Annotated in this window: 14 protein-coding genes and 1 pseudogene; 1 reads left to right on the plus strand and 14 read right to left on the minus strand. The window is 42.8% G+C overall.

Annotated features, from left to right (window positions below; genetic code table 11):
* Window positions 1-4 precede the first annotated feature (4 nt).
* On the plus strand, window positions 5-1,108 hold the full coding sequence (locus tag D8S85_RS14370; protein WP_106481283.1) for a glycosyltransferase family 4 protein: 1,104 nt from the start codon (window positions 5-7) through the stop codon (window positions 1,106-1,108).
* Here the strand turns inward: D8S85_RS14370 and D8S85_RS14375 are convergent.
* From D8S85_RS14375 to D8S85_RS14440, 14 genes and pseudogenes are all read right to left on the minus strand, one after another.
* The gene (locus D8S85_RS14375) at window positions 1,105-2,292 is read right to left on the minus strand and encodes a glycosyltransferase (RefSeq protein ID WP_106481284.1); all 1,188 of its coding nucleotides are present in this window, start codon (window positions 2,290-2,292) and stop codon (window positions 1,105-1,107) included. The genes D8S85_RS14370 and D8S85_RS14375 overlap by 4 nt on opposite strands.
* 16 nt (window positions 2,293-2,308) lie before the next feature.
* Window positions 2,309-3,346, minus strand: coding sequence for a glycosyltransferase (locus D8S85_RS14380; protein ID WP_106481285.1), 1,038 nt, complete (start codon window positions 3,344-3,346; stop codon window positions 2,309-2,311).
* Between the two features lie 11 nt (window positions 3,347-3,357).
* Complete coding sequence (gene asnB / locus D8S85_RS14385) at window positions 3,358-5,286, minus strand: asparagine synthase (glutamine-hydrolyzing) (RefSeq protein WP_106481286.1); 1,929 nt, start codon at window positions 5,284-5,286, stop codon at window positions 3,358-3,360.
* 47 nt (window positions 5,287-5,333) lie between these two features.
* Window positions 5,334-6,338 carry a D-glucuronyl C5-epimerase family protein gene (locus D8S85_RS14390; protein ID WP_127075304.1) on the minus strand — a complete coding sequence of 335 codons (1,005 nt, stop codon included), beginning with the start codon at window positions 6,336-6,338 and terminating at the stop codon, window positions 5,334-5,336.
* Window positions 6,328-7,614, minus strand: a complete 1,287-nt coding sequence (locus D8S85_RS14395; protein WP_158641604.1) for a glycosyltransferase family 4 protein — start codon at window positions 7,612-7,614, stop codon at window positions 6,328-6,330. Before D8S85_RS14395 ends, D8S85_RS14390 begins: the two co-directional genes overlap by 11 nt.
* 10 nt (window positions 7,615-7,624) lie before the next feature.
* Complete coding sequence (locus D8S85_RS14400) at window positions 7,625-8,752, minus strand: DegT/DnrJ/EryC1/StrS family aminotransferase (protein WP_106481289.1); 1,128 nt, start codon at window positions 8,750-8,752, stop codon at window positions 7,625-7,627.
* Between the two features lie 16 nt (window positions 8,753-8,768).
* Window positions 8,769-9,347, minus strand: coding sequence for an acyltransferase (locus D8S85_RS14405; RefSeq protein ID WP_106481290.1), 579 nt, complete (start codon window positions 9,345-9,347; stop codon window positions 8,769-8,771).
* A 133-nt stretch (window positions 9,348-9,480) separates the two neighbouring features.
* Window positions 9,481-11,604, minus strand: coding sequence for a peptidylprolyl isomerase (locus D8S85_RS14410; RefSeq protein ID WP_106481291.1), 2,124 nt, complete (start codon window positions 11,602-11,604; stop codon window positions 9,481-9,483).
* A gap of 114 nt (window positions 11,605-11,718) precedes the next feature.
* Window positions 11,719-14,126, minus strand: a pseudogene (gene topA, locus D8S85_RS14415) (type I DNA topoisomerase).
* Window positions 14,127-14,471: 345 nt separating this feature from the next.
* Window positions 14,472-16,508, minus strand: coding sequence for a thioredoxin family protein (locus D8S85_RS14420; protein ID WP_205702808.1), 2,037 nt, complete (start codon window positions 16,506-16,508; stop codon window positions 14,472-14,474).
* Between the two features lie 155 nt (window positions 16,509-16,663).
* Window positions 16,664-17,275, minus strand: a complete 612-nt coding sequence (locus tag D8S85_RS14425; protein ID WP_106481295.1) for a lipoprotein signal peptidase — start codon at window positions 17,273-17,275, stop codon at window positions 16,664-16,666.
* Window positions 17,276-17,318: 43 nt separating this feature from the next.
* Window positions 17,319-17,699 (minus strand): TraR/DksA family transcriptional regulator, encoded by a 381-nt coding sequence (locus D8S85_RS14430; RefSeq protein WP_027201860.1) that lies wholly within the window; start codon window positions 17,697-17,699, stop codon window positions 17,319-17,321.
* Between the two features lie 94 nt (window positions 17,700-17,793).
* Window positions 17,794-21,222 carry an isoleucine--tRNA ligase gene (gene ileS / locus D8S85_RS14435; RefSeq protein ID WP_106625123.1) on the minus strand — a complete coding sequence of 1,143 codons (3,429 nt, stop codon included), beginning with the start codon at window positions 21,220-21,222 and terminating at the stop codon, window positions 17,794-17,796.
* Window positions 21,223-21,757: 535 nt separating this feature from the next.
* A complete protein-coding gene (locus D8S85_RS14440) occupies window positions 21,758-23,467 on the minus strand; it encodes a hypothetical protein (protein ID WP_127075306.1) in 1,710 nt (569 codons plus the stop codon).
* Window positions 23,468-23,477 lie beyond the last annotated feature (10 nt).

Raw genomic sequence — 23,477 nt, forward strand, 5'->3', positions numbered from 1 at the left:
CGAGATGAAAGTAGCTTATTTCTTGGGAACTTTAAATCGAGGTGGAATGGAAACTTTATTGTTAGATGTTTTTAGACAATCTAGAGAGGTTTCTTATCAAATGATTTGTGTTTACAGGGAAGATGGTCAATTGTCGGAGAATTATGCATCTCTTGGAATTTCCATGTATAAATTGACGCCTCGAAAAGGATTTGATTTTGCTTATTTGAGGAGTTTACGAAAATATTTTCTTTCACAGCATGTTGATATTGTCCATGCCCAACATCCTCTTGAAGCTTGCTATGCTTGGCTTGCTTGTTTGGGGACAAAGATAAAGATTGTCCAAAGTTTTCATGGTTATGATTTTCATCAAACGAGAAAAGGTCATTTGATTTTAGAATGGATGATTCATCGGGTAGATTTGAACATATTTGTAAGTGAAACTCAAAAGAGGTATTATGTTCGTAAATATGGTCTTTCCTCTTCTGAAAAGCAGGCAGTCGTGTACAATGGTGTGGATTTTAACCGGTTGTATGTGGAGAAAAAAGACGAAATATTTCGAGAAACGGGGAAATTAATTCTTGGGAGCGTGGGTAACTTTGTACAAGGTCGTGATCAATTGACAATTTGTCGTTTCCTGGCTTGTTTAAAACAAAAGGGAATTGCATTTCGCTTTTTGTTTATAGGTAAAAAAGATAATCATCAGCCACAACTATATGATTGTTGTGTTCGTTTTTGTCAAGAACATAATTTAGAAGATGACGTTTTGTTTTTAGGGGGACGTGAAGATGTGGCTTCCATTTTGTCTCAGCTTGATGCTTTTATATATGCGACAGATCATGACACTTTTGGGATTGCCGTGGTAGAGGCCATTGCTATGGGAATACCTGTTTTTGTGAATGATTGGGAAGTGATGCGAGAAATTACAAATGAAGGAGAATTGGCAACGCTTTACAGAACGAAAGAAGAGGCCCATCTTTTGACACGCTTTATGGACTTTGTTGAGAATCCAGAGTTTTATAAGCAAAAAGCCCGCCAATCAGCGGTGACAATAAAGACAAAATATAGCATTGCTCGGCATGTGAAAATGCTGGAACAACATTACCGGGCTTTGTTATCGAATATTTAGCCAAGTAGAATATTTTTAATGAACGCGGGGTAATTCTTTGCGGCTGAAAAATGAGTTTGCCAAAATTGCCGGGGATGAAAATTTTTGCGTTGCTTGTATAATTCGATGATTTTAGTAGCAAGTATCTCTGGCGTGACATCTGCATCGATTAGCATCCCACTTTCTTGGGTTACGATTTCGCTCGTTCCTCCTACATTCGTGGCTAAAACAGGAATATCAAAGGAAATGGCTTCCATGATAGATACTGGCAAACCTTCGCTTGAACTCACGTTGATAAAAATATCAATGGGTTCAGTCTGATAATATCTAATAACATCTGAATTGCTCATTGCTCCAACCCAATTGATCTGTAAATTTTGAGGAACTTGTTGTGTTCGTTTTTTTAAATCCGGCCATTCTTTTCCGGCTCCGATATGCGTCCAAATAATATGATCGTTTTTAATTAAAAGTAGTGCTTCTAGTATTAGATGGATTCGTTTAACCGGAATTACATTAGAGCAGCTAAGTATATGTATATACCCATCCTGCGGAACAATGGTTCTAGGACCAAAATCCCTAGTGCCCAAATAACTATAACACGAATTGAATAAATATTGACCATATTTCTTTTTGGCATAATTCCACCCGTTTTGTGAAATGTAAACAGCATTTGTCAAGTGTGTGTATACTTCTTTCCTGAATGGGATATACTGATCTTTGCGTCGTTCTAGGTAAAGGTCCGCCCCATGGAAACGTACAATCTTTCGTGTATTATTTTTTATAAAAGGAAGTATATAGGCTGTACCGATTCCCCAGTAAAAATATATCGTATCATTTTGAAACTCTTTGTTCACTTGTTTAAAATTTTTATTTGCCAATATAGCTCGGCAAAAGATGGAAACAGACACGTATTTTTTTAAACGGCTAAAGCTACGAAAAGCTCGTTCTGAGAAAAAGTGACGGATATAATAAAATACAGGAGCGAAACAGAAAATACCAGAGATAATTGTGTCTCGGTCGTTTTTTAACATGGGAGGCAATATCTTGCAATTGGCTGGGGTTTGTCGTGTCGCATTGCCTGTTCCTATCCAAGGTAAGATAACAATCTCGTCAAAAGCTTTGGATAAATATTCTATTTCACTTTCAATAAAGGTTTCCCCTTGTGAGAATGGATAGTTTTGAGTAAAAAATAATAAACGTCTCATTATGAAGATATGTGATTTATAATTTTTTCCCGTAATAATTTTTTGAAAAACCCTTCACTTCCTTTCCGCGTAGGGCATTCCAGCCTCCCCAGAGTAATCCGAATCCGTAAGCGAAGACTTGGATGAGCAAAGTGATGATGGAGAGAAAGGCAACAATGATGTTCCGATATCTGAAAAGAGATTGAAAGAAAGCAAACAGGCAAACGAATATTAACCCGTAAGCAATAATATTCCATAAAAAATGTACGGGAGGATAGTGTTGGCCAGTGAAGATAGTACATATTCCTAGCGTGACTAATCCTATGATTAATAGAGCCGGAAGCAAGTGAATCGGTTTTAACGTATGTGGATGGCGTCGAGATAAATTGATGCGTGCAACCCCCCAATTAAATATTTGACGGAAAAATTTGGGAATACTTGTGCGGCGTTTGTGGTAGACGTAAGCATCTGCGATCAGACCCACTTTGAAACCTGCATTGTATATTCGCATGGAATAATCCATGTCTTGCCCATGGCGTAGTCCTCCCATACCTCCAATTGTGTTGTATACTTCTCTGGATATTCCCATGTTGAAACTTCTAGGATAAAAACGCCCCACATGCTTTTTATTTCCCCTCGTTCCTCCTGTCCCGATAAATGAAGTCATCGAGTAATTAATGGCTTTCAACAAAGGAGAGAAAGAGGGGTGACAAGTGTCCGGACCTCCGAATGCATCATAATGATGTTCATTTTGTGCCTTCTCGATTTCTGTCAACCATTGCGGAGGAAACATACAATCGGAATCTACAAAAATGAAATACTCGCCTTGTGCTTTACTCATGCCTTGATTTCTGGCAGCTCCGGGGCCTTGATTTTTTTGGTATATGGCTCGTATTTGAAGTCCGCTGGTAGAATGATATTGTTCGATAAATTCTTTGAACCCATCTTTTGAACCGTCATCTACGAACAATAGTTCAAAAAGACTTCGATCTCCGTCGAGCTTTTCCGCGCTCTCAAGAAGTTCTTTCACTTCTTCCAGGCGATTATATACGGCAATAATGATGGAGTATTTCATGGATAGTTGTTTTAATAGTAAGCTTCGATATTATCTTCTACTCGTTTGTGTATGAACTCCTGTTCCCAGATAGCCAGTCCTAGGATGATCCAGATAAAATTATAATGCCACCGGAGTTTCGGGTGTGCCGGGTAATCCAAAATATAGCGGATATAGGCATAATTGAATATTCCCTGTTTCTCGATATACTCTTTTGTCAGGATTTTCTCGGCCGTATCTTTTAAATCTTTTTTGAATTGTAAATACGGGTTTACCGTGAATCCCCATTTCTTCTTCGTGATAATCTTTGGAGGAAGATAGGGTTTCATCGCTTCTCGGAAAAGATTTTTAGTCTGGTTATTCTTGATCTTCATCTCCACGGGGAGAGTAAAACCAAAGTCTACCAGATCTCGGTCAAGGAAAGGTACTCGTTCTTCTACCGAATGGGCCATGGACATCCGATCATCCGTAAGCAAATAATCATTTACCATTTTGGATTGGAACTCAGCATATAGTACTTGATCCAATCCATTCTGATGCTGTACGGATTCAAAAATCTTATCGAATTCCTTATGTACCTTGAATTGCTCCATTTCTTGTCGCTTCAGAAACGATTCCGAATAAATATTCTTGTAGAACGGGTTATCGAAATCCCACGTGTTCCGCAAGATGAGGTAAAAACGCTCCACGTTCCCGATAGATAGTAGCATTTGTACACCTCGGCGATACTCGTCGTAACGTAATGACTTCGAATGATTTTGAATGCGGAAAATAAAATCCGATTTCCAACGTAACATGCGTTGTAGCCATGGTGGTGTATGGTGGTGCCAGTTCTTGAACGGGTAGATGAATTTATGAATATCATACCCCGCAAACAGCTCGTCTCCACCCAACCCTCCAAGAATCACTTTTACGGTCGGGTGAACGAAGGCTGACATATTGAATCCTTGCAGCAAGTTGATTTTGGGTTCCTCGGCGTGCCAGATCACTTTGGGCATTTGTTGCATCGGGTTCATCGAAAGACTCAACGTGTGATGATGTGTATGAAAATGATCGGCAATCTGTTGAGCGTCGGGGAACTCGTCCGTAGGTTCATTGAATCCTAGGGTAAACGTGTTGATTTCGGGGACACCCAGTTCATGCATTTTCTGTACAATCGTTGAGGAGTCCAGTCCGCCCGATAGATATACGCCTACCGGAACATCACTGACCAACTGGCGTTTCACGGCCTGTTTGATCAATTCGTTCATCTTCTCTTTGGCCTCGTCTTCCGTAATCGACCGATCAATATTTACAGCCAGTTGCCAGTAGCGTTTTACCGTAAATAACCCGTTTTCAAACACGGCGAAGTGGGCCGGGGGAATACGTTTGATCCCTTCAAAGAGGGTTTCATTTCCTTGCGTGTAACGCAAGTTCAAGTGTATATGTAAAGCTTTTAGATTTAATTTCCGTTCATATTTCGGGTGTAGGATGATGGATTTTTGTTCGGAACCGAAAACCAATACTCCGTCTTTCAAGAAATAATGTAACGGTTTGACCCCGAAATGATCTCGTGCAAGAACCAATCGGTTATTCTTTTGATCCAATAGCGCAAAAGCAAAAATACCGTTTAACTTGTTGAAGAATCCGGTTCCGTACTCCTCGTAAAGATGAACCAGTACCTCCGTGTCGGTGGCGGTATAGAACACGTGTCCCTTGGATTTGAGCTCTTCCCGGATTTCTTCGTAATTATATATCTCCCCGTTGAAAATTACACAGATACTTTTATCTTCGTTAAAAATGGGTTGATTGCCGCACGCCGAGATGTCGATAATGGACAAACGCCGATGTCCGAGAGTGAAATCCCGGTAAGTGTATATGGATTGATCATCCGGTCCCCGATGTTCAATCGTGGCCAGCATCTCCGACATGAGTTGAGTGTTATCTGTATCCCGTTCGAATATTCCGGCTATTCCACACATATTGTAAGAGTTTGTTTATACAAAAGTATTATTTTTTCCCGTTTTTATTATAAACGATTCAGTTTCTTTAATGCTGTGAACTTGTGGCGATACATTTTTAAAATATGGGAGATGCGATCATAATGAGGGAATTTCTCGCTAAAAAGACGTAACTCCTCTTTTCCGGTAATTCGATAAAGAATTAGGAATTGCTGGCAAACAAGTCTGAGATAACCGATCGTGCAAGGATCATCTTGTGGATAGTCGGGAAGATCGCAGCGATTGAAACGAGTCCAGAACCCCATGTCAAACAGAGGGAGTTGACGGATAAGTCCCTCCACCCCTTCATTAAACAACCGAAGTGCGAGTGCATGCCCGTTGGGTTCCTTACTTTGGGGAACGGCCCGAATGTAATCATATAAACCGAAAAGGCAAAAGCCATGACCATCCAGTACTCGTGTCGGACGCTCGGCCACGTATTCTTCGTAAAAAGTTTCCCCCTTCTCCCGGTCAACGGAAACTCCTCCGGCTGTTATATCCTTTGTGAAAGGCTGCAATGCTTGAGTTGCAACCTTCAAGTAGGCATCGTCCCCTGTAACTTGCCAGGCTCTCAATAGTATGGATATTCCCCTGCTTTGTGCGAAAGCGGATTTCCAAGGTTGGTGAACATGGTATTCGGGCTTAGGAACCTCGGTTAGCCAATAACAACCGAGTTCTGAATGATCTGTCCGGTTGTTCATAAACCAGTCTGCAATGCGAAGGAAATGAACCTTTTTCTCTTCTGAATGCGTCTTTAACCACGAGTGGAATATAGCTAACCCGTACTGTCCGATGGAAATAGGATAGTAGTGCAGCTTTGTATCTTCCACGTCAATATACGTCGTGTTCAATGGAACTCCATTGTTGTCGAAAGAGTGAATCAGACGATTGAGCTTAGCGATATCCTCGTCAAATTTGATGTAATAATAGCCTAGCGTTTCGGATTGATTATCCATGTTAATTTCGATCTTGCGGTTCGTGTTGAAATCTCTCAGAAGTTTGCGTAACATGAAAATGACCTTTTTAATCTTCATGGCGGGCTAAGATTTGGGTTAAAGACTGGGTTAAGGATTTTCTCGAATAACGATGGACTGCATCATTTTCTTTTACAGGAGATTGTGGGTCGAAATTATCCAGTAGGGAGGTTAGGAAATGAAATATTCCTTCTTCATCGTCATACTCGAATGTTTTTCCGGCTTTGCAAACTTGAATGATGGCTGCGGCATCTCCATCGGTGGGGCCGAGGCAGAGAATGGGAGTTCTCGAACCGATATACTCGAAGAGCTTACCTGTGAGATTACCTTTATTCCCCTCGATGTTCGGGATAATGAGCAATAGAACGGATGAACTCTTCATGTATTTGATGGCTTCTGCGTGAGCTACGAACGAATGGATTTCGACGAAATCCTCCAGTTCTTCCAAGAGCTTTTGAGCGATGCCTTGATCCACTTTGCCGACAAAACGTAGTTTGAATTTTCTCGAGATGGAAAGTCTTTTAACCGAATGGATAAAGGAATCAATCGTGTAGTCAGCGGCCAGAGTCCCCGTGTAAGTAATCGTGAAAACATCCTCCTTTGGAATAGTGATATCGAAATCCTCGGCATCGAACCCATTAGCAATAACGTTTATTTTAGAGGCTTGAATTGTCGAAGATTTTGCCGCCAGTTGCTTTTTGATGTAATCGCTTACCGTGATCACCTGATCTGCATTCAGAAGAACATTTCGTTCGTATTTTCGGTCAATCGCTTTTGCAATAAGCGTTGGGTACATCTTATTGTAGTAATAGATGTCGGTCCACGGGTCTCGAAAATCGGCAATCCAATGCAAATGGAATCGTTTTTTTAGTTTTTGCCCGACCAGATGGGTTGACATAGGCGGACCTGTTGTGATGACGGCATCTATTTTTTCTTTCTGGATGATTTGGACGGCTTGGCGATAAGCATGTTTATTCCAGCCTCGCCGGGCATCGGGGAGGAAAAAATTACCCCGGATAAAACGGGCAATCTTTTGCTTTAGACTAGGAACCCCTTCATTGACGAATCCGCTATATGGGGCACTTTGAGTTTTGGTTAGTTTTTTATAATATTCATATAAGCCGGAACAATTTGTACGATACACGTTTTGTCCGACTCGAACATCTTGTTCCAGTGTATGGTCTTTTATGGGATATTCAGCCTTTTCTGGATCTACCGTGATAATAATCGGGTCATAACTAAATTCCGGAAGGTATTTCGAGAACTTCAGCCAACGTTGAACTCCCGGTCCCCCGGCAGGTGGCCAATAATAGGTTATGATCAAAATCTTTTTCACAGCGGTATCTCTATCGGTTAAAGAATGCATGAATTTGTTTGATGATATATTCTTGTTCTTCCATTTTCATTTCCGTGTGTATCGGGAGAGACAATACTTCTTCACTCAATTGTTCGGCAATGGGGAAAGTCCCTTTACCTTGTCCCTCTTTAGCATAAGCCTCTTGCAAATGTAACGGTATCGGGTAATAGATCATGCTGGGAATATCATGTTCCGCCAAAAAAGATTTCAGTTCGTCTCGTAAGTGATTCCCAACCTGAATGGTGTATTGGTGGAATACGTGTGTGCTGTTATCAGCCCGTTGTGGAAGGATAATCCCTTTTACTGCAGCTAATCCTTTATCATAACGGGCGGCAACTTCATTGCGGGTAGCCGAATATTCATCAAGATATTTTAACTTCACATCCAAGATGGCGGCTTGTAATGTATCCAAACGGGAATTACACCCTACGACACGATGATGATATTTGATCTTTTGCCCGTGGTTGGCAATCATGCGGGCCCGTTCTGCCAATTCATAATCCCGGATAAATAAGGCTCCTCCATCCCCGTAACACCCCAGGTTTTTGGAAGGGAAGAAAGAGGTGGTTCCAATATCCCCGATGCATCCGGCTTTTTGTGCGACACCATTACTGAATGTATAAGTAGCTCCAATAGCTTGTGCCGTGTCCTCCACCACGTAAAGCTTGTGCCGGCGGGCAATATCCATGAGCGGTTCCATGTCTGCGCATTGACCGTACAGGTGAACAGGAACGATCGCTTTCGTGCGGGAAGTGATTTTTTCTTCTATTTTCGTAACATCAATCGTGAAACGATCGGCAACACAATCCACGAAGATAGGTTCCAACCGCAAAAGAGCAATCACCTCGGCTGTGGCCACGTAAGTATGGACCGGGACTATCACCTCGTCTCCGGGTTGCAGGCCGAGAGCCATTAAAGCGATTTGTAAAGCATCCGTGCCGTTAGCACAAGGAATAACATGCTCTACTTGATTATACTCAGCGAGATGTTGTGCGAAAGTTTTAACTTGAGGTCCATTAATAAAAGCTGTGCTATCAAGTACTTCCTGTATGGCGTTATTTATTTCCTCCCGAATGCGTTCATATTGTCCGTGAAGATCTACCATCGCGATTTTCATGGTGATATAATTTAATTTATTCTTTTATTTTTTGAACTAGCCCGTTTTGTAAACGATAGCGTTGTTTGCTTTCTGGGCATTCGGCTACTCCCTTTTCATCAAAATAAAGGCGATGCCCGTATTCGCTCATCCAGCCGATTTGTTTGGCCGGATTACCAACGAGCAAGGCGTATGCAGGAACCGTTTTTGTCACGACAGCACCGGCCCCGATAAAAGCGTAAGCCCCGATGTCATGTCCGCATACTATCGTGGCATTTGCCCCGATGGTAGCTCCTTTACCCACGTGCGTTTTTGCATATTGATTTTTCCGGTTCACGGCACTGCGAGGATTGGTCACGTTCGTGAACACGCATGACGGTCCTAGAAAAACATCATCGTCACAAGTTACTCCCGTGTACACGGATACATTATTTTGTACTTTGACTTGATTCCCAAGGATCACTTCCGGGGAGATGACCACGTTTTGTCCGATGTTACAATTCTCCCCGATCTGACAATTACTCATGATGTGAGAGAAATGCCATATTTTAGTTCCTTTTCCGATAGTGGCACCTTCATCTATGATGGCAGTCTCGTGTACGAAATAATCTTTCATATTTGAATCATTTTACTGGCAAAGATAGTTTTTCTATTAGAGTATTAAAAGAAAACGGGAATGATGTTTTTCTTTTAAGGGAATAAAAAAAGCCACCTTGATGGTGGCTTTTTTCGGTTTGAGGTTTAGGTTACTAATAGAATTTATATCTTGTATCAACCACTCCGGCATTCTTCACTAACGCGGGAAGAATCAGACGAAACTTGGTGTATAGATTCGTTTGTTCGATGCTTCTCTTGGCAGCTTCAATTTGTTCGGGTGTAACTGTTTCAACAGTTTTAGAGTTTACAACTACCACGTAAACACCCTGGTTACCGATGATCGGTTTAGAGATTTCATTTTCTTTCATGGTAACGACTTCGGCCGTCAACACGGGCTCGATACCAACTCCGGGAACTTGGAATGAACTGAAGCTAACATCCGTGGCATCCATTACCTCTGCATTCGCTTTTTGCGCAACAGAGAGTAAACTTTCACTTCCGGAAATAGCATTCGTTAATTCTTTAGCGATAATTTCGCCTTTCTTCTTACGGATCAGTTCCGCACGGATGGCTGCAGAAACAGAATTCAGAGGGGCAATGCCTTCTTCTTGAATTCCGGTCAAAACCACAACAGAGAATTTATCTCCTGCTTCAAAAATCGGGGATTTTTCTTTGGTTGTCAAAATGTATCCCGGTTTTTCAGTCATATAAGCCTCGCGGATAATTTCTCTTGCATTATCAATTCCGGCAATCTGATAATCGTTTTTGCCTAAATTAGCAATACGTTTGGTTTGATTGTTGGCTGTTAAAGCTGCTTCAAAATCCTCTACCGTATTGATATTGTTTGCAAAAGTACGTGCGTCGTTATAAATCTTGTTGATTGTTTGTTGAGACGGGGTAATTTCTTTTGCAATGATTCCGATTTGTACCTTTTCAACAGGTTTTGATCTGTCGGTTACTTGCAGAACGTGGAATCCGTAATTTGATCTTACCACTTTCACCTCGTTCTTGTTAGAGAAGAAAGCAGAGTCCGCGATCGGTTGAAGCATTTGATCCTGCGTGAACCATCCGAAATCTCCACCATTTACAGAAGTATTCTGATCGGCAGAATATTGTCTGGCTAATGCATCGAAATCTCCACCTTTACGGATCAAACCGGCTAAACTATCGGCTAATTTCTCTGATTGAGTCATATTGTTTGATGCGATCAAAATATGACGAGCTCTTACGGAGTCTGGTAATACGCGACGATGGGCAACACGAACGATATTGTAAGCGTTATCTTTCAAGTATGGTCCGAATACCGCATTGCTCTTTTCCGTGAACAAGAATTCATCCAGCTCCTCGTTATCCAATTCGCCCTTTTTATAATATTTAGGTTGGAATCTTTTTTCCGATGAAAGGTTGGCAAATTCAAGCACGTTCTTTGCTTCTGCGAACTCGGGTTTCAAGTCATTTACCCAATCTTCCGTTTCTTTGATGTCTTCCGCTGAAGCAGTGATATCAAAGTTCACGTAAGCGATTTGTCTGGCTTCTTCTTGTTCGAATAAATATTTGTGTGAATTGTAATAATCTTTAATTTCATTAGCAGTTACTTTTACGGCAGAATCGCTAACCGTGTTGTAGCTTTTCATGATAAAACTAATGTCTGCTGTTGTTGCTGCACTTTCAGCGAGTTCTTTTGCTTGAGCATCTGTTACGAACAAACTTTTGGCTAACAGCGTATTGTATTTCTCTTGTTTACGAGCCGTGTTTACTTGCTCTTCCATGTTCAACCAATATTCCTTTTGAGGAGTTCCGGCAGGAGCTTCGATCAATTGTTTGATAATCAAACGAGCTCTTTCTTTATCCACCTGTCCTGTGTTGGGATCTGCAAATAATTGGCTGACAGCTGGATTCATGTTACTTCCTAATAAGAAATCGTATAATTCATCCCCACTGACATTCAAGCCTAATTTCTCGTATTCCTTGTTCAGAATGATTTCAGAAACAATTTGATTCCAAGTATTTTCCCGGATCATTCTTTGTTGTTCATCTGTCAAGGCTGACAATCCGTTCATGCTTTTGATGAAATCCTCATTCTTCATTATTTTTTGTTGATATTCCTGAATGCCGATAGATTCACCTCCAACTTCTCCCACTTCGTTCCTGGAACGATTAATAAGACTGGCGCCTGAGCTAAGAGCATCACCAACAATAAATGCCACGAGGGCTAATCCAATCACGATACTAACAAGTACTCCGCCGCGATTTCTAATTTTTTGTAACGTTGCCATTTATATTAAAATTTTATGTTTCTTCACACGAATTTATTCTATTTTTCGAGGGTACGAATATATAAAATGGATTGGTTTTATGCAAATAAATTTTAATCCCTTTCATGTATTGCCCTATTCCTTCTTTTTCGTTTCCTTCTTTGTCTCTTTTTTCGTTGTCTTCGAGGTCGTTTTTGAAGTTGTCTTCGATGTTGTCTTTGAAGTCGTTTTCAAGGTTGTTTTTTTCGTTGTTTTTTTCTTGCTGTCCCCACCCTTGGCAATGATCTCCATCGTTTCTTCAAAAGTCAATTTATTAGCTTCTTTCCCTTTGGGGATCTTATAGTTTACTTTATTGAAAGTAATATAAGGTCCAAAACGACCGTTGAGAATCTGTACACCGTTCTCAAATTCTTGAATTTTCCTGTTTTTCTCGATCTCCCGTTTCTCGTTGATTCGTTCGATGGCGGTTTCAAGAGTTATCGTTCCCGGATCGTCAACCCCTTTTTTCAAGGAAACAAAGAGTTGGTTGTGTTTGATATAAGGTCCAAAACGGCCGATACCGACACTGACGGGTTTCCCTTCAAATTCTCCGAGTTGACGGGGGAATTTGAACAGGTCTAAAGCCTCTTCCAAGGTAATGGTCTCCATCAATTGTCCTTTGAGCAATCCCGCGTAACGTACGTGTTCTCCTTCACCGATCTGTGCCATCGGTCCGAAACGGCCGATTCGTACGACAACGGTTTCCCCCGTTTGCGGATCTTTACCGAGTTCCCGGGCGCCAGTGTTCCGCTCGGATTCTTTCAACGTTTTCTCCACGTTAGCGTGGAAAGGTTGATAGAACGTTCCGATCATAGATTGCCATTCGACCTCTCCTTCGGCGATATGGTCAAGGGCATCCTCGGCATTTGCCGTGAAGTTGTAATCCATGATATTCGTGAAATAATTGGAAAGGAAATCCGTCACGACCATCCCGATATCCGAGGGGAACAGTTTTTTCTTTTCTGCACCGAATATTCGGTTGATCTTTTGACTTTTATCTCTTCTCCTTTCAGGTCTATCTGGTCTAGTTGACGTTCTGTACCCTCCCGGCTCTCTCGTAAAATGTATCCCCGGTTCTGAATCGTGGTAATCGTGGGTGCGTATGTGGAAGGACGCCCGATTCCCAAAGCTTCCATTTTTTTCACGAGACTGGCCTCCGTGTAACGGGGAGGATGCGTCGTGTATTGTTCTAAAGCTTGGATTAAGGAACGTTTTAATTGGTCTCCCTTGTGTATTGCAGGTAACAAGGCCGTTTCGTCATCTTCTTTCTCGTCATCGAAAGATTCCATGTACACCTTAAGAAAACCATCGAAAATGATCACTTCACCCACGGCTTCGAACGTGTATTTTTCTCCGGAAATAGTGATCGTTATGGTCGTTTTTTCCAGTTCCGCCTCTGCCATTTGTGAAGCGAGAGTCCGTTTCCTGATTAACGAGTAAAGTTGTTGTTCATTCTTGTCTCCACTAACGGTTTCCTTATCCATGTAGGTCGGACGGATAGCCTCATGGGCTTCTTGTGCTCCTTTCGTCTTTGTGGCGAAATTTCTAGGTTTGGAATATTTTTCTCCAAGCGTGTTACAAATAACAGCTTTTGCCGCACCAATAGCCAGTTGGGACAGGTTCACGGAGTCCGTTCTCATATAGGTGATATGTCCCTGCTCGTATAGCTTTTGAGCTACAGCCATTGTCTGTGAAACAGAGAATCCCAATTTCCGGGAGGCTTCCTGTTGTAACGTGGATGTGGTAAACGGTGGCGCCGGCTTACGACTGCTTGGCTTGGTTTCTACATCGCTTACCGTGAATGTCGCTTTTTTGCAATGTTCCAAAAAGTTGACGGTATCCTCCTGGGTGGAAAATCGTTCGGACAACTCGGCCTTTAAAGGAACAGAATTACCGTTCGCATCTTTGGTTTCGAATGTTCCGGTAACCTTATAGTATTTTTGTTCAACGAAATGATTAATCTCCCGTTCCCGTTCAACAATGAGTTTTACGGCAACGGATTGAACCCGTCCGGCAGATAAGGAAGGTTTCACTTTTTTCCACAAAACCGGCGATACTTCGAATCCGACCAAGCGATCAAGAACCCGTCGGGCTTGCTGGGCATCCACGAGGTTTTTGTCAATATCCCGTGGATTATTGATGGCGTGTAAAATAGCATCTTTCGTGATCTCGTGAAAAACGATCCGTTTCGTATTCTCTTTTTTCAATCCTAAAACTTCGAACAAGTGCCAAGCGATGGCTTCTCCCTCGCGGTCCTCATCGGATGCTAACCACACGGTCTTGGCTTCCTTGGCTAGTTGTTTTAGTTCTTTTACAATCGCTTTCTTGTCGGGGGATATTTCATATTTTGGTTGGAAATTATGTTCTATATCAATCCCCAAGTCTTTTTTTTCAAGATCCCGGATATGCCCGAAGCTAGATTTTACGACATAATTCTCTCCTAAAAAACGTTCAATAGTCTTGGCTTTAGCCGGAGACTCGACAATTACTAAATTCTCAATCATATACGATTTCCTTTTACATTTCCGTTTCCTTCCGAAACGGATTTGTCGCTTTTCTTAAGCTGTTCGTCCTAAAATTAGGGTGCAAACTTACGTAAAACAATTGAAAATGAAAAACTCTACCCGTTTTTTAGTAAAAACTCTCTCCAAAATAGAGCATGTGACAAAATTCGTTCTTTGCATAAAACTCCTCTGGCAGCGAAGCTGACAGAGGAGGAATTGGTATTTCTCACCAAAGACAGTGAGTATTTCAACTCTCCCTCTGTTTATAGAGGGAGTACCCCGAAGGGGGAGGGAGTTTGAATTTAGAATTTTGACCCTCGTATAAGATTATAAATTTGGGAAAACCTATTTCTTCGTGTTTGCTTGCATTATTTTTTCCCAGCGGGCTTTTTGCGTGTCATTTGCTTTTGCCAATGCACCGGATAAATAGTAAGCAATCATTTGAGAATTTTGTCCCAATTTCGGAAGTTCTTTCTCGCAACTTGTCAAGATCTTATCAATATTTTCGGTTTTCACGGCTTTTGCAATGGCTAAAGATGCTAATAAAGTCTTCTCGTTTGATAGCTTCAGGGCTTTCACTTCCCGTCCGATAGCGTCCAGGCGTTTTGCATCGGTATTTTGACCGCGTCCGGCGATAACCATTAATATTTCACGGAAAAGACCTTCACTTAAACGATTGTCAACTTTCTCTTTTCCAATAACGTCATTGAATTTGCTCCGGTTGGCAGTCAGGAATTTTGCCGCTTCTGAATCTTTGGGGCTTAATTCACTGTTGCCGAAAATGAACCAGTAATCTTCTGATAACTTTTCTTCATCAGTAGAAATTTTCAACAATTCATCCACGATAGCTTTTGCATTCGGATCATAATTCGCTACCATCGCTTTTGCGTATTGTGATAAAAACGCTTTATCTCTATTGCCACTATTGTATTTTGCATCTAAAGCTCCTAAAGCCTTGTTGTCATCGAAAGACTCTTTTACTCTTTCGATAAATTGTTCGCCTTCACCTCCACCGACAAGTTTATGACGGATCGTTCCATCGGGATTTACAATTACGAAAGTAGGGTAGGCACGAACACCGAATTTTTTTGCTAACTCGGGACCTTCTCCTTTTTCCATATCATATTTCAAGCAAATGAAGTTTTGATTTAGGAAATCACCCACGTTTTCTTGTTTGAATACAGTTTCTGACATATACTTGCAAGGGCCGCACCAGGTCGTGTAGCAATCAATGAAAAGTTTACGTCTTTGTTGTTTAGCCATTTTTAAGGCATCTTCATAGCTTAATTCATAGAAATATACACCAACATGTGCTGCTACTTTGAATTTTTCAAAGAAGTTTGTCATGTAAGCTTTCCCATTTTCCGGGCAATTGGCAATGAATTTGTCACCTAATGCAACGATACGACCGGCTTCCGCTTTGTTCACCTTGGAACTAATCGATCCTAAGGCGTTTACGATAGACCATGGGTCTTCGCCCTTGGCATCTGTTGCCTGTTCTGCGAGAGAAATAATTTTATCCACGTTCTGGTCAATCGTGGCTTGAGCCAATTCGATATTGCTCATCAATTGATCTTTATTTTCCAACTCGATATTGGCTAATTCTTGGCTAATTTGCTCCAGTGTTTGGGCGGGGGATTTTGCGTTACGGCGCGTGGTATTATCAATAGCTCGTTTATAATTATTATAGAGGTAAGCATTTACTTTTTCTTTGCCGATATTTTTATTGAATGCAGCTATATTGTTGATGACAAGTTTGAAATTATCAGAACCGTAAGGGCTTTCTTCGAGAATAGGCCAGAATTCTTTTTTCATTTTGTCCTTATCTTTCAATATCTTATTCAGCTCTTCACCTACTTTTTCGCTTTTTGCTTGTTCATAAGCATCGTTCAAGGCGATCTGGTAAGCCACGAGCTGTTTCTTGTTCATTTTTCCTTTCTCGTACAATTTGTTCAAATAATCGAGAGAAGTTTTTTCGTTCAGTCCTTTTTCAACTCTCGCGATGAAGCCTTCCAGATCTCCACCTCCAACTACTTTGTGTTGTACCGATCCATCTGGGCGTAGAATTAAGAATGTCGGATAAGCTCTGACGCCAAATCTTTTTGCCAATTCGGGGCCTTCTCCTTTTTCCATGTCAAATTTCACGCAAACAAATTTGGGATTGAAAAATTCTCCGGCTTTTTCTTGCGGGAAAATAGTTTCTGTCATATACTTGCAGGGACCACACCATGTGGTATAACAATCCATAAAAATGAGTTTGTTCTCTGCTTTGGCTTTGGCCAATGCTTCATCAAACGTGATATGCTCAAAATTCACACCTCCTTGACAGAATGCTGTGAAACTAAGCATCAAAAATGCAACAATTGAAATAAAACTTTTCATAAATTCAACAATTAATTATAGATAAATAATGTTGCAAGGTAGGAAAGAATGTCGGACTCTATTATTTGCTTGTTGATATTAACTTATTTTTAAAACAAAAGAGGTTTGAAAGCCTCTTTTTGGTAGTTATTGTAACATTTTTTATAATTATCAGATCATTTCTTCGATGCAAAAAATTTCCGGTGGAAAAGCAATAGAATAAACACACCTATGGTAATATAGGAGTCAGCCAGGTTAAATACCGGTCGGAAGAACACGAAGAAATCACCTCCCCAGATGGGAATCCATTGAGGCAGAAAACCTTCGTAAAGCGGGAAGTAGAGCATATCAACCACCTTCCCGTGCAGGAACGAGGAATATCCTCCCCCGTGAGGGAACAGGGTTGCCACCTGTGAATAACTGTCGCTGAAAATCATCCCGTAGAAAGCGCTGTCGATGATGTTGCCCACGGCCCCGCAGAAGATTAACCCGAAAGAGAGGATTACTCCCATGGGAGCTTTTTCTTTAATGAGGCGTCCCAAGTACCAAGCGATACCCACCACGGCAACCAAGCGGAATACACTTAAAACGGTTTTTCCCCACTTGCCACCCCCGAGTTCCATCCCGAAGGCCATCCCGTTGTTTTCAATAAAATGAATTTTGAACCAGTTCCCGAAGACACTGAATTCATCCCCGATCATCATGTGGGTCTTGATCCAGATTTTAACGACTTGATCAATGACTAATAGGGCGATAATAAAAATAATAAGTTTTTTCCGCGTACTCATTTGTATAATAAAATTTTAAAGCGACTCTTAATCGCTTTTACGATTAAGAGTCTTGTCCCATTTTAGCGTCCATACTCAATGTTGCATGAGGTACGGCACGTAATCTTTCTTTCGAGATCAGTTTTCCCGTAACCCGGCAGATCCCGTAGGTCTTATTTTCAATTCGTACTAGTGCAGCTTCCAGGTGGGCAATAAACTTTGCCTGCCTTTGGGCTAATCGACCGGCTTCCTCTTTGGAAAGAACAGAGGCTCCCTCCTCCAATACTTTAAACGTGGGCGACGTGTCGGCGATATCATTTCCATCGCTACCGGAGATCGAAGCTTTCAGCACCTCGTAATCCCTTTTCGCCTTTTCGAGCTTTTCAAGAATCAATTCTTTGAATTCTTGCAACTCTTCATCCGAATATCTAGTCTTCTCGGCCATAGTTGTAAAGTTTTTGTCTAAGTTAATAAAAAATCCGTCACGTAATCTTTCCCGTGGAAAAATATCCACTTTTACTCGCGGTAAGAGGGATAGGTTACATTTTCTGGATTTTAATAAACGTTTGTATGTCGTCGATTTCGATGGGTTGAGCACCGTCCTCGGCTTTATCGATCAACGTAACGTTCTCTGCCAGAACTTGGCTGGCGATGTACGCCTTGAAATTCTCGACCGCTTCGTTAATCTCTTTATGTTTCCCGATGTAAAGATCGATTTTGTCCGTCACGTTGAAATCACTCTCTTTCCTCAAATTTTGGATTCGGTTAATCAACTCCCGGGCAATACCTTCTTCACGTAACTCTTTCGTGATGTTGATGTCCAAGGCAACCGTGAGACGTCCCTCGTTGGCCACTAACCAGCCCGGGATATCCTCCGACAGGATTTCCACGTCTTCCAGCGTCAATTCCAGCGTCTCTGTTCCCACTTCCAGGGAATAAGTTCCTTGTTTCTCGAAATTGTAAATATCATTTTGGTTCATTTCTGCCACGAGAGCGGAAATCTGTTTCATGTACTTACCGTATTTCGGTCCCAGCGTCTTGAAGTTCGGCTTGATTTTCTTCACAAGGATACCTGCCGTGTCGGTGATATACTCGATCTCCTTCACGTTGACTTCCGACAGGATGATATTCTTCACGGCATCCAATTGCGTCGTCATCTCGTCATTCAGGATCGGGATCAACAACTTGCTCAGCGGTTGTCTTACCCGGATCTGAACTTTACGTCTCAATCCAAGTACCATGGAAGATATTTGTTGAGCCATGTTCATCCGTTCCTCCAGTTGCTTATCGATCATGGAATCGTCAGCCACCGGGAAATCTACTAGGTGAACGTCCGTCGTGTATCGTCCCGTCACCTTGTTCAAGTCCGTGAACAGGCGATCCATGTAGAACGGTGCGATGGGTGAGGACAAGATAGCCACGGTCTCCAAACAAGTGTATAACGTTTGGTAAGCCGACAATTTATCGGTGGTTTGCTCGCCACCCCAGTAACGTTTACGGGAGAGACGCACGTACCAGTTCGACAGGTTTTCGATCACGAAATCCTGTATAGCCCGTCCGGCCCGCGTCGGTTCGTATTTCTCGTAAGCCTCGGTTACCTCCTTGATCAAACTATTCAATAGAGAAAGTATCCAACGATCGATTTCCGGTCTCTCGTTAAACGGAACTTCTGCCTCTGCATACGTGAACTTATCGATATTAGCGTACAAGGCAAAGAAACTGTACGTGTTATACAATGTCCCGAAGAACTTGCGTTTTACTTCTTCCACCCCGGCAATGTCGAATTTCAAGTTATCCCACGGCTGGGAGTTCGTGATCATGTACCAACGCAAAGGATCGGATCCCTGTTTCTCGATCGTGTCGAAAGGATCAACGGCATTACCTAGGCGTTTGGACATCTTGTTTCCCTTGGCATCCAGTACCAGTCCGTTGGAGATGATATTCTTGAATGCCACGGAATCGAACACCATGGTCGCGATAGCGTGTAGCGTGAAGAACCAACCGCGTGTCTGGTCCACCCCTTCGGCGATAAAGTCAGCCGGGAAATGTATCCGGTTATCGATCAGCTCTTTATTCTCGAACGGGTAATGTACCTGCGCGTAAGGCATGGCTCCCGAATCGAACCACACGTCGATCAAATCTTTCTCCCGGTACATCGGTTGTCCGGTGGGAGAAACCAGTATAATGTCGTCCACGTACGGGCGGTGCAGGTCGATTTTCTCGTAATTCTCTTTCGAGTAGTCTCCCACTTTGAAATCCTTGAAGGGATTCTCCTTCATGATTCCGGCTTGTATCGCTTTTTCTATTTCCTCAACTAATTCTTTGACCGAACCGATGCATTTTTTCTCTGTCCCGTCTTCGCTAACCCATATCGGTAGGGGGGTACCCCAATAGCGGGAACGCGACAGGTTCCAATCCACCAGGTTCTCCAACCATTTCCCGAAACGGCCTTCGCCCGTGCTGGCGGGTTTCCAGTTGATGGTCTTGTTCAACTCGATCATGCGATCCCGAACGGCTGTCGTTTTGATGAACCAAGAATCTAACGGGTAATAAAGTACCGGTTTGTCGGTTCTCCAGCAATGCGGGTAATTATGCTCGTGTTTCTCGACCTTGAACGCTTTGTTCTCCCGTTTCAGCAGGATACTCAAATCGATGTCAAGGGTCGTGTCGTTTTCAGTTAAATTCGGGTCATAAGCATTCTTCACGAATCGTCCGGCGAACTCGCTGTACAAATCCGTGTTGACATGGTTTTTCAAGTATTCCGGGTCAATGTCTTCGATCCGGAACAAGCGTCCCCGTTTGTCCACCATGGGTTGTTTGCTCCCTTCCTTGTCAATTAATTGCAAGGGGGCTATGCCGGCCATTTTGGCCACCCGGTCGTCATCGGCTCCGAAAGTCGGGGCGATATGCACGATGCCGGTACCGTCTTCCGTGGTCACGTAATCGCCGAGGATCACGCGGAACGCGTCACCCATGGGTTGCATCCACGGTAGAAGTTGTTCGTAGCGCATGCCTTCCAGTTCCGGTCCCTTGTATTCGGCCACGATCTGGTAAGGGATCAGTTTATCCCCTTCCTTGTAATCTTCCAAGGCAATACCTTCCGCTTTTTTGTTGAAATACGCGCTGAAGCGATCCTTCGCCATGATAATGGTTACCGGACGGAACGTATAAGGGTTATAAGTTTTCACCTCCAGGTACGTGATGTTCGGTCCCACGGCCAATGCCGTGTTGGAAGGTAACGTCCAGGGGGTGGTTGTCCACGCGGTGAAATATACTTCGTCGCTGAAAGCGAATAATTTTTCCGATTTTTCGTCCCGGATCACTTTGAATAGAGCCACGCATGTCGTGTCCTTCACATCCCGGTAGCATCCCGGTTGGTTCAACTCGTGCGTGCTTAATCCTGTTCCGGCAGCCGGGGAATAGGGTTGTATCGTGTAGCCCTTGTACAGGAATCCTTTCTCGTACAATTGTTTCAACAGATACCACAAAGTTTCGATGTAACGGTTGTCGTAGGTGATGTACGGGTTGCTCATGTCTACCCAATACCCCATCTTGTTCGTCAAATCTTCCCACTCGCGGGTGAACTTCATGACGTCGGAACGGCATTCTTTGTTGTAGTCGGCCACGGAAATCGTTTTCCCTATGTTTTCTTTCGTGATGCCGAGTTTCTTTTCTACACCCAATTCAACGGGTAACCCGTGTGTATCCCAACCTGCTTTTCGCTCAACGAGAAATCCTTGTAACGTTTTGTATCTGCAAATAATATCTTTAATCGTTCTGGCCATTACGTGGTGAATACCTGGCATCCCGTTTGCCGAAGGGGGACCTTCGAAAAAGACAAACGAGGGGTGCCCCTCTCTATTCTTCAAGCTCTGCTCGAAGGTATTGTTTGATTCCCACTCTTTCAAGACATCCTTGTTTACCTGAGAGAGATCCAAACCTTTGTACTCTTGGAATTTTTTGTCCATCGTGATTCCTGATTTTAAGATATTACTTATTTGCACATTTAAAAAATCAAGTTGCAAATATACCATTTATTTGTGAAACTGGAAATCCTCTCCTTTTTTTCATACATTCATTCTTTGGGAGGATCATATATGGCGTTTATAAGAGGTCGTTTAGAGTTCATTCTCTTTTCTTTAATCGCTTCAAAATTACTAGTATTGCAATACAGGAGCAATTGCGGATAGAAAATAATTAGTGTCCTATTAAATCCCTAATAGAACGCTATTCCGTATAGCGTTTTAATAGCGTTCTAATAGCGTTCTAATAGCGCTTTACATGGTAGCGGTCCGCTATTGGTCATGTTGTAATAATGAATCGCGGTATTTAATTTTTAGGACGTGGGATGTAAAACCGCCTAATAACCAGAGGGGCTGTTTAACAAGTCTTATTCCTATCAACAAGCTACCCCTCCAACTCCCCTTGCACAGGGGGAGGGTTGATTACCAAGCGGTTCCCCCTCCTGTGCAAGGAGGGGGTAATTGTTTTTTTTGAACGGAACTATGGAATTTGTGGCTGGCCTTCCGGTAAAACTTGGAAAATGAGTGTAGGTAGCTGTTGTTTTGTGTTCTGTCCGATCTGGATGAGCGGTTTGAAATAATCCGGGTATTTTTTGACCATGGGGTACACGGTGACATACCCGTGACGGAACCAACGGTCGATGATCACGTGCGAAATTTTTTGCTTTTGGAATCGGTTGAACAGGTCCTCCGGTTCGGCATACTGGGGAAAGGAGGTCGATTTTCTACCGCCCGAGAAGAGGTAAAAAAGTTCCGGTTTCCGACAGGCGATGCGCGCTTCTTCGGGAAGATTCTTTTTACACCAGTTGATGGCATAAATGTACTCCACGAAAGCGGCGTCGGCGATTTTTTCATTCCATTGCTTGTAGGTTGCAAAATTTTGTTGCGGTTGCAAGGCTTTTGAATAGTGTGGGAACATGAAAAATAGGAGGAACACGATCAGTCCACCCGCGGGAATTGCATGTCGGTATTTGGTAAGAGAAAGTTTTTTGGTGATGATGTTCATTATTTCGAGACAGCCGTTTAGGAACAGGAATATGAAAAGGGGTATGATCCCGATAAAGTAGCGGTGTCCGGCGTATTGTTCCGGCCAAATCATGAGTACGGCCATCGTGATGCCGATGTACATGAACAGGAGTAATTGCATTCTTTTTAACGCGATCAACCCGAGCAGGACGATGATTAGGATGCCAATGCCTTCGATAAGTTCGGAGGTGGTTACTTTTTTGTCGAACCCGGGATCATCGGAGATAATCGCCGTGGGTATCCATTTGCCCACGTAGCTGATCAGGTTGTTCTCGATACGTTCGGTCCAGTCCGAGAAGGTGGTCATGGTTTCGCCTTTGGGTTTCTTTTTGAAGTCGTGGAGATAATCACTACTCGTGACCCCAATGCTTTTGTTCCGCATGTCCCAGGCTGTTTTTGCCCCGACAAAGGAGGCGATGATCACGCATAGGATTATGAGGTGGCTGAACAGGGCTCGTTTGTTGTCTGTTTGTATGGTGAGCTCGTCGTTTTTACGTTTGCTTTTGAGGTACGCGAGGCCTTTCCGGATACAAAGGATTCCGATGTATATCATGATTGCCAGAATGATGGATGCTCCCATGGTCCGGACGAAGTAGATGTAATTCAGCGCGATGATCATCAGGATGAAATAGATGATTTGGGAACGGGGGCGCTTTTTACAGAACAAGTGGTCCATGTCAATCCGTGAAATCAGGTACAGGACTCCCAGCGTGAGGAAGGTGAATAGCATTTCGCTCATGACGATCGTGGAGAAACGTAGTAAGGCTTGCTGCATGCAGCATAACAAGCAGGTTGACAGGGCGACTAATAGATTTCCCGAAATCCTTTTCAGGAGGAAGAAAAGGAGTAGGATGGATAGCCCGAACAGGATGCCGTTTGCTATTTTTAGTGCCGTGTAGGAATGGGTGAAAAGTAGGATGCCGGCGTTAAACAGGGGATAGCCCGGGGGAAAGTGGGAATGAGGGGTTTCTTCCAGGAACATGATGTTCGTGTAGCCTTTCCCGGCGGCGATGGCTCTTCCCAGGGCGTAATAGTAAACGTTGTCTCCGTTCAGGTCCGGTTTGAAGTCAAATATTTTCAAGTAGTTCACGATGAATACACACGCGATGATCGCGAGGCAGAGATATATCCACGTGGTTGGTTTTATTTTATTGAAGATTCCCATATGAAGATGA

Origin of the sequence: Butyricimonas faecalis (genome assembly GCF_003991565.1) — a bacterium.
Lineage (GTDB): Bacteria > Bacteroidota > Bacteroidia > Bacteroidales > Marinifilaceae > Butyricimonas > Butyricimonas faecalis.

What these genes read in the sequence shown, in the direction of transcription:
- D8S85_RS14370 (WP_106481283.1), top strand. Translation starts at nt 5, where the DNA reads ATGAAAGTAGCTTATTTCTTGGGAACTTTAAATCGAGGTGGAATGGAA.
- D8S85_RS14375 (WP_106481284.1), bottom strand. Translation starts at nt 2,292, where the DNA reads ATGAGACGTTTATTATTTTTTACTCAAAACTATCCATTCTCACAAGGG.
- D8S85_RS14380 (WP_106481285.1), bottom strand. Translation starts at nt 3,346, where the DNA reads ATGAAATACTCCATCATTATTGCCGTATATAATCGCCTGGAAGAAGTG.
- asnB (WP_106481286.1), bottom strand. Translation starts at nt 5,286, where the DNA reads ATGTGTGGAATAGCCGGAATATTCGAACGGGATACAGATAACACTCAA.
- D8S85_RS14390 (WP_127075304.1), bottom strand. Translation starts at nt 6,338, where the DNA reads ATGAAGATTAAAAAGGTCATTTTCATGTTACGCAAACTTCTGAGAGAT.
- D8S85_RS14400 (WP_106481289.1), bottom strand. Translation starts at nt 8,752, where the DNA reads ATGAAAATCGCGATGGTAGATCTTCACGGACAATATGAACGCATTCGG.
- D8S85_RS14405 (WP_106481290.1), bottom strand. Translation starts at nt 9,347, where the DNA reads ATGAAAGATTATTTCGTACACGAGACTGCCATCATAGATGAAGGTGCC.
- D8S85_RS14410 (WP_106481291.1), bottom strand. Translation starts at nt 11,604, where the DNA reads ATGGCAACGTTACAAAAAATTAGAAATCGCGGCGGAGTACTTGTTAGT.
- D8S85_RS14420 (WP_205702808.1), bottom strand. Translation starts at nt 16,508, where the DNA reads ATGAAAAGTTTTATTTCAATTGTTGCATTTTTGATGCTTAGTTTCACA.
- D8S85_RS14425 (WP_106481295.1), bottom strand. Translation starts at nt 17,275, where the DNA reads ATGAGTACGCGGAAAAAACTTATTATTTTTATTATCGCCCTATTAGTC.
- D8S85_RS14430 (WP_027201860.1), bottom strand. Translation starts at nt 17,699, where the DNA reads ATGGCCGAGAAGACTAGATATTCGGATGAAGAGTTGCAAGAATTCAAA.
- ileS (WP_106625123.1), bottom strand. Translation starts at nt 21,222, where the DNA reads ATGGACAAAAAATTCCAAGAGTACAAAGGTTTGGATCTCTCTCAGGTA.
- D8S85_RS14440 (WP_127075306.1), bottom strand. Translation starts at nt 23,467, where the DNA reads ATGGGAATCTTCAATAAAATAAAACCAACCACGTGGATATATCTCTGC.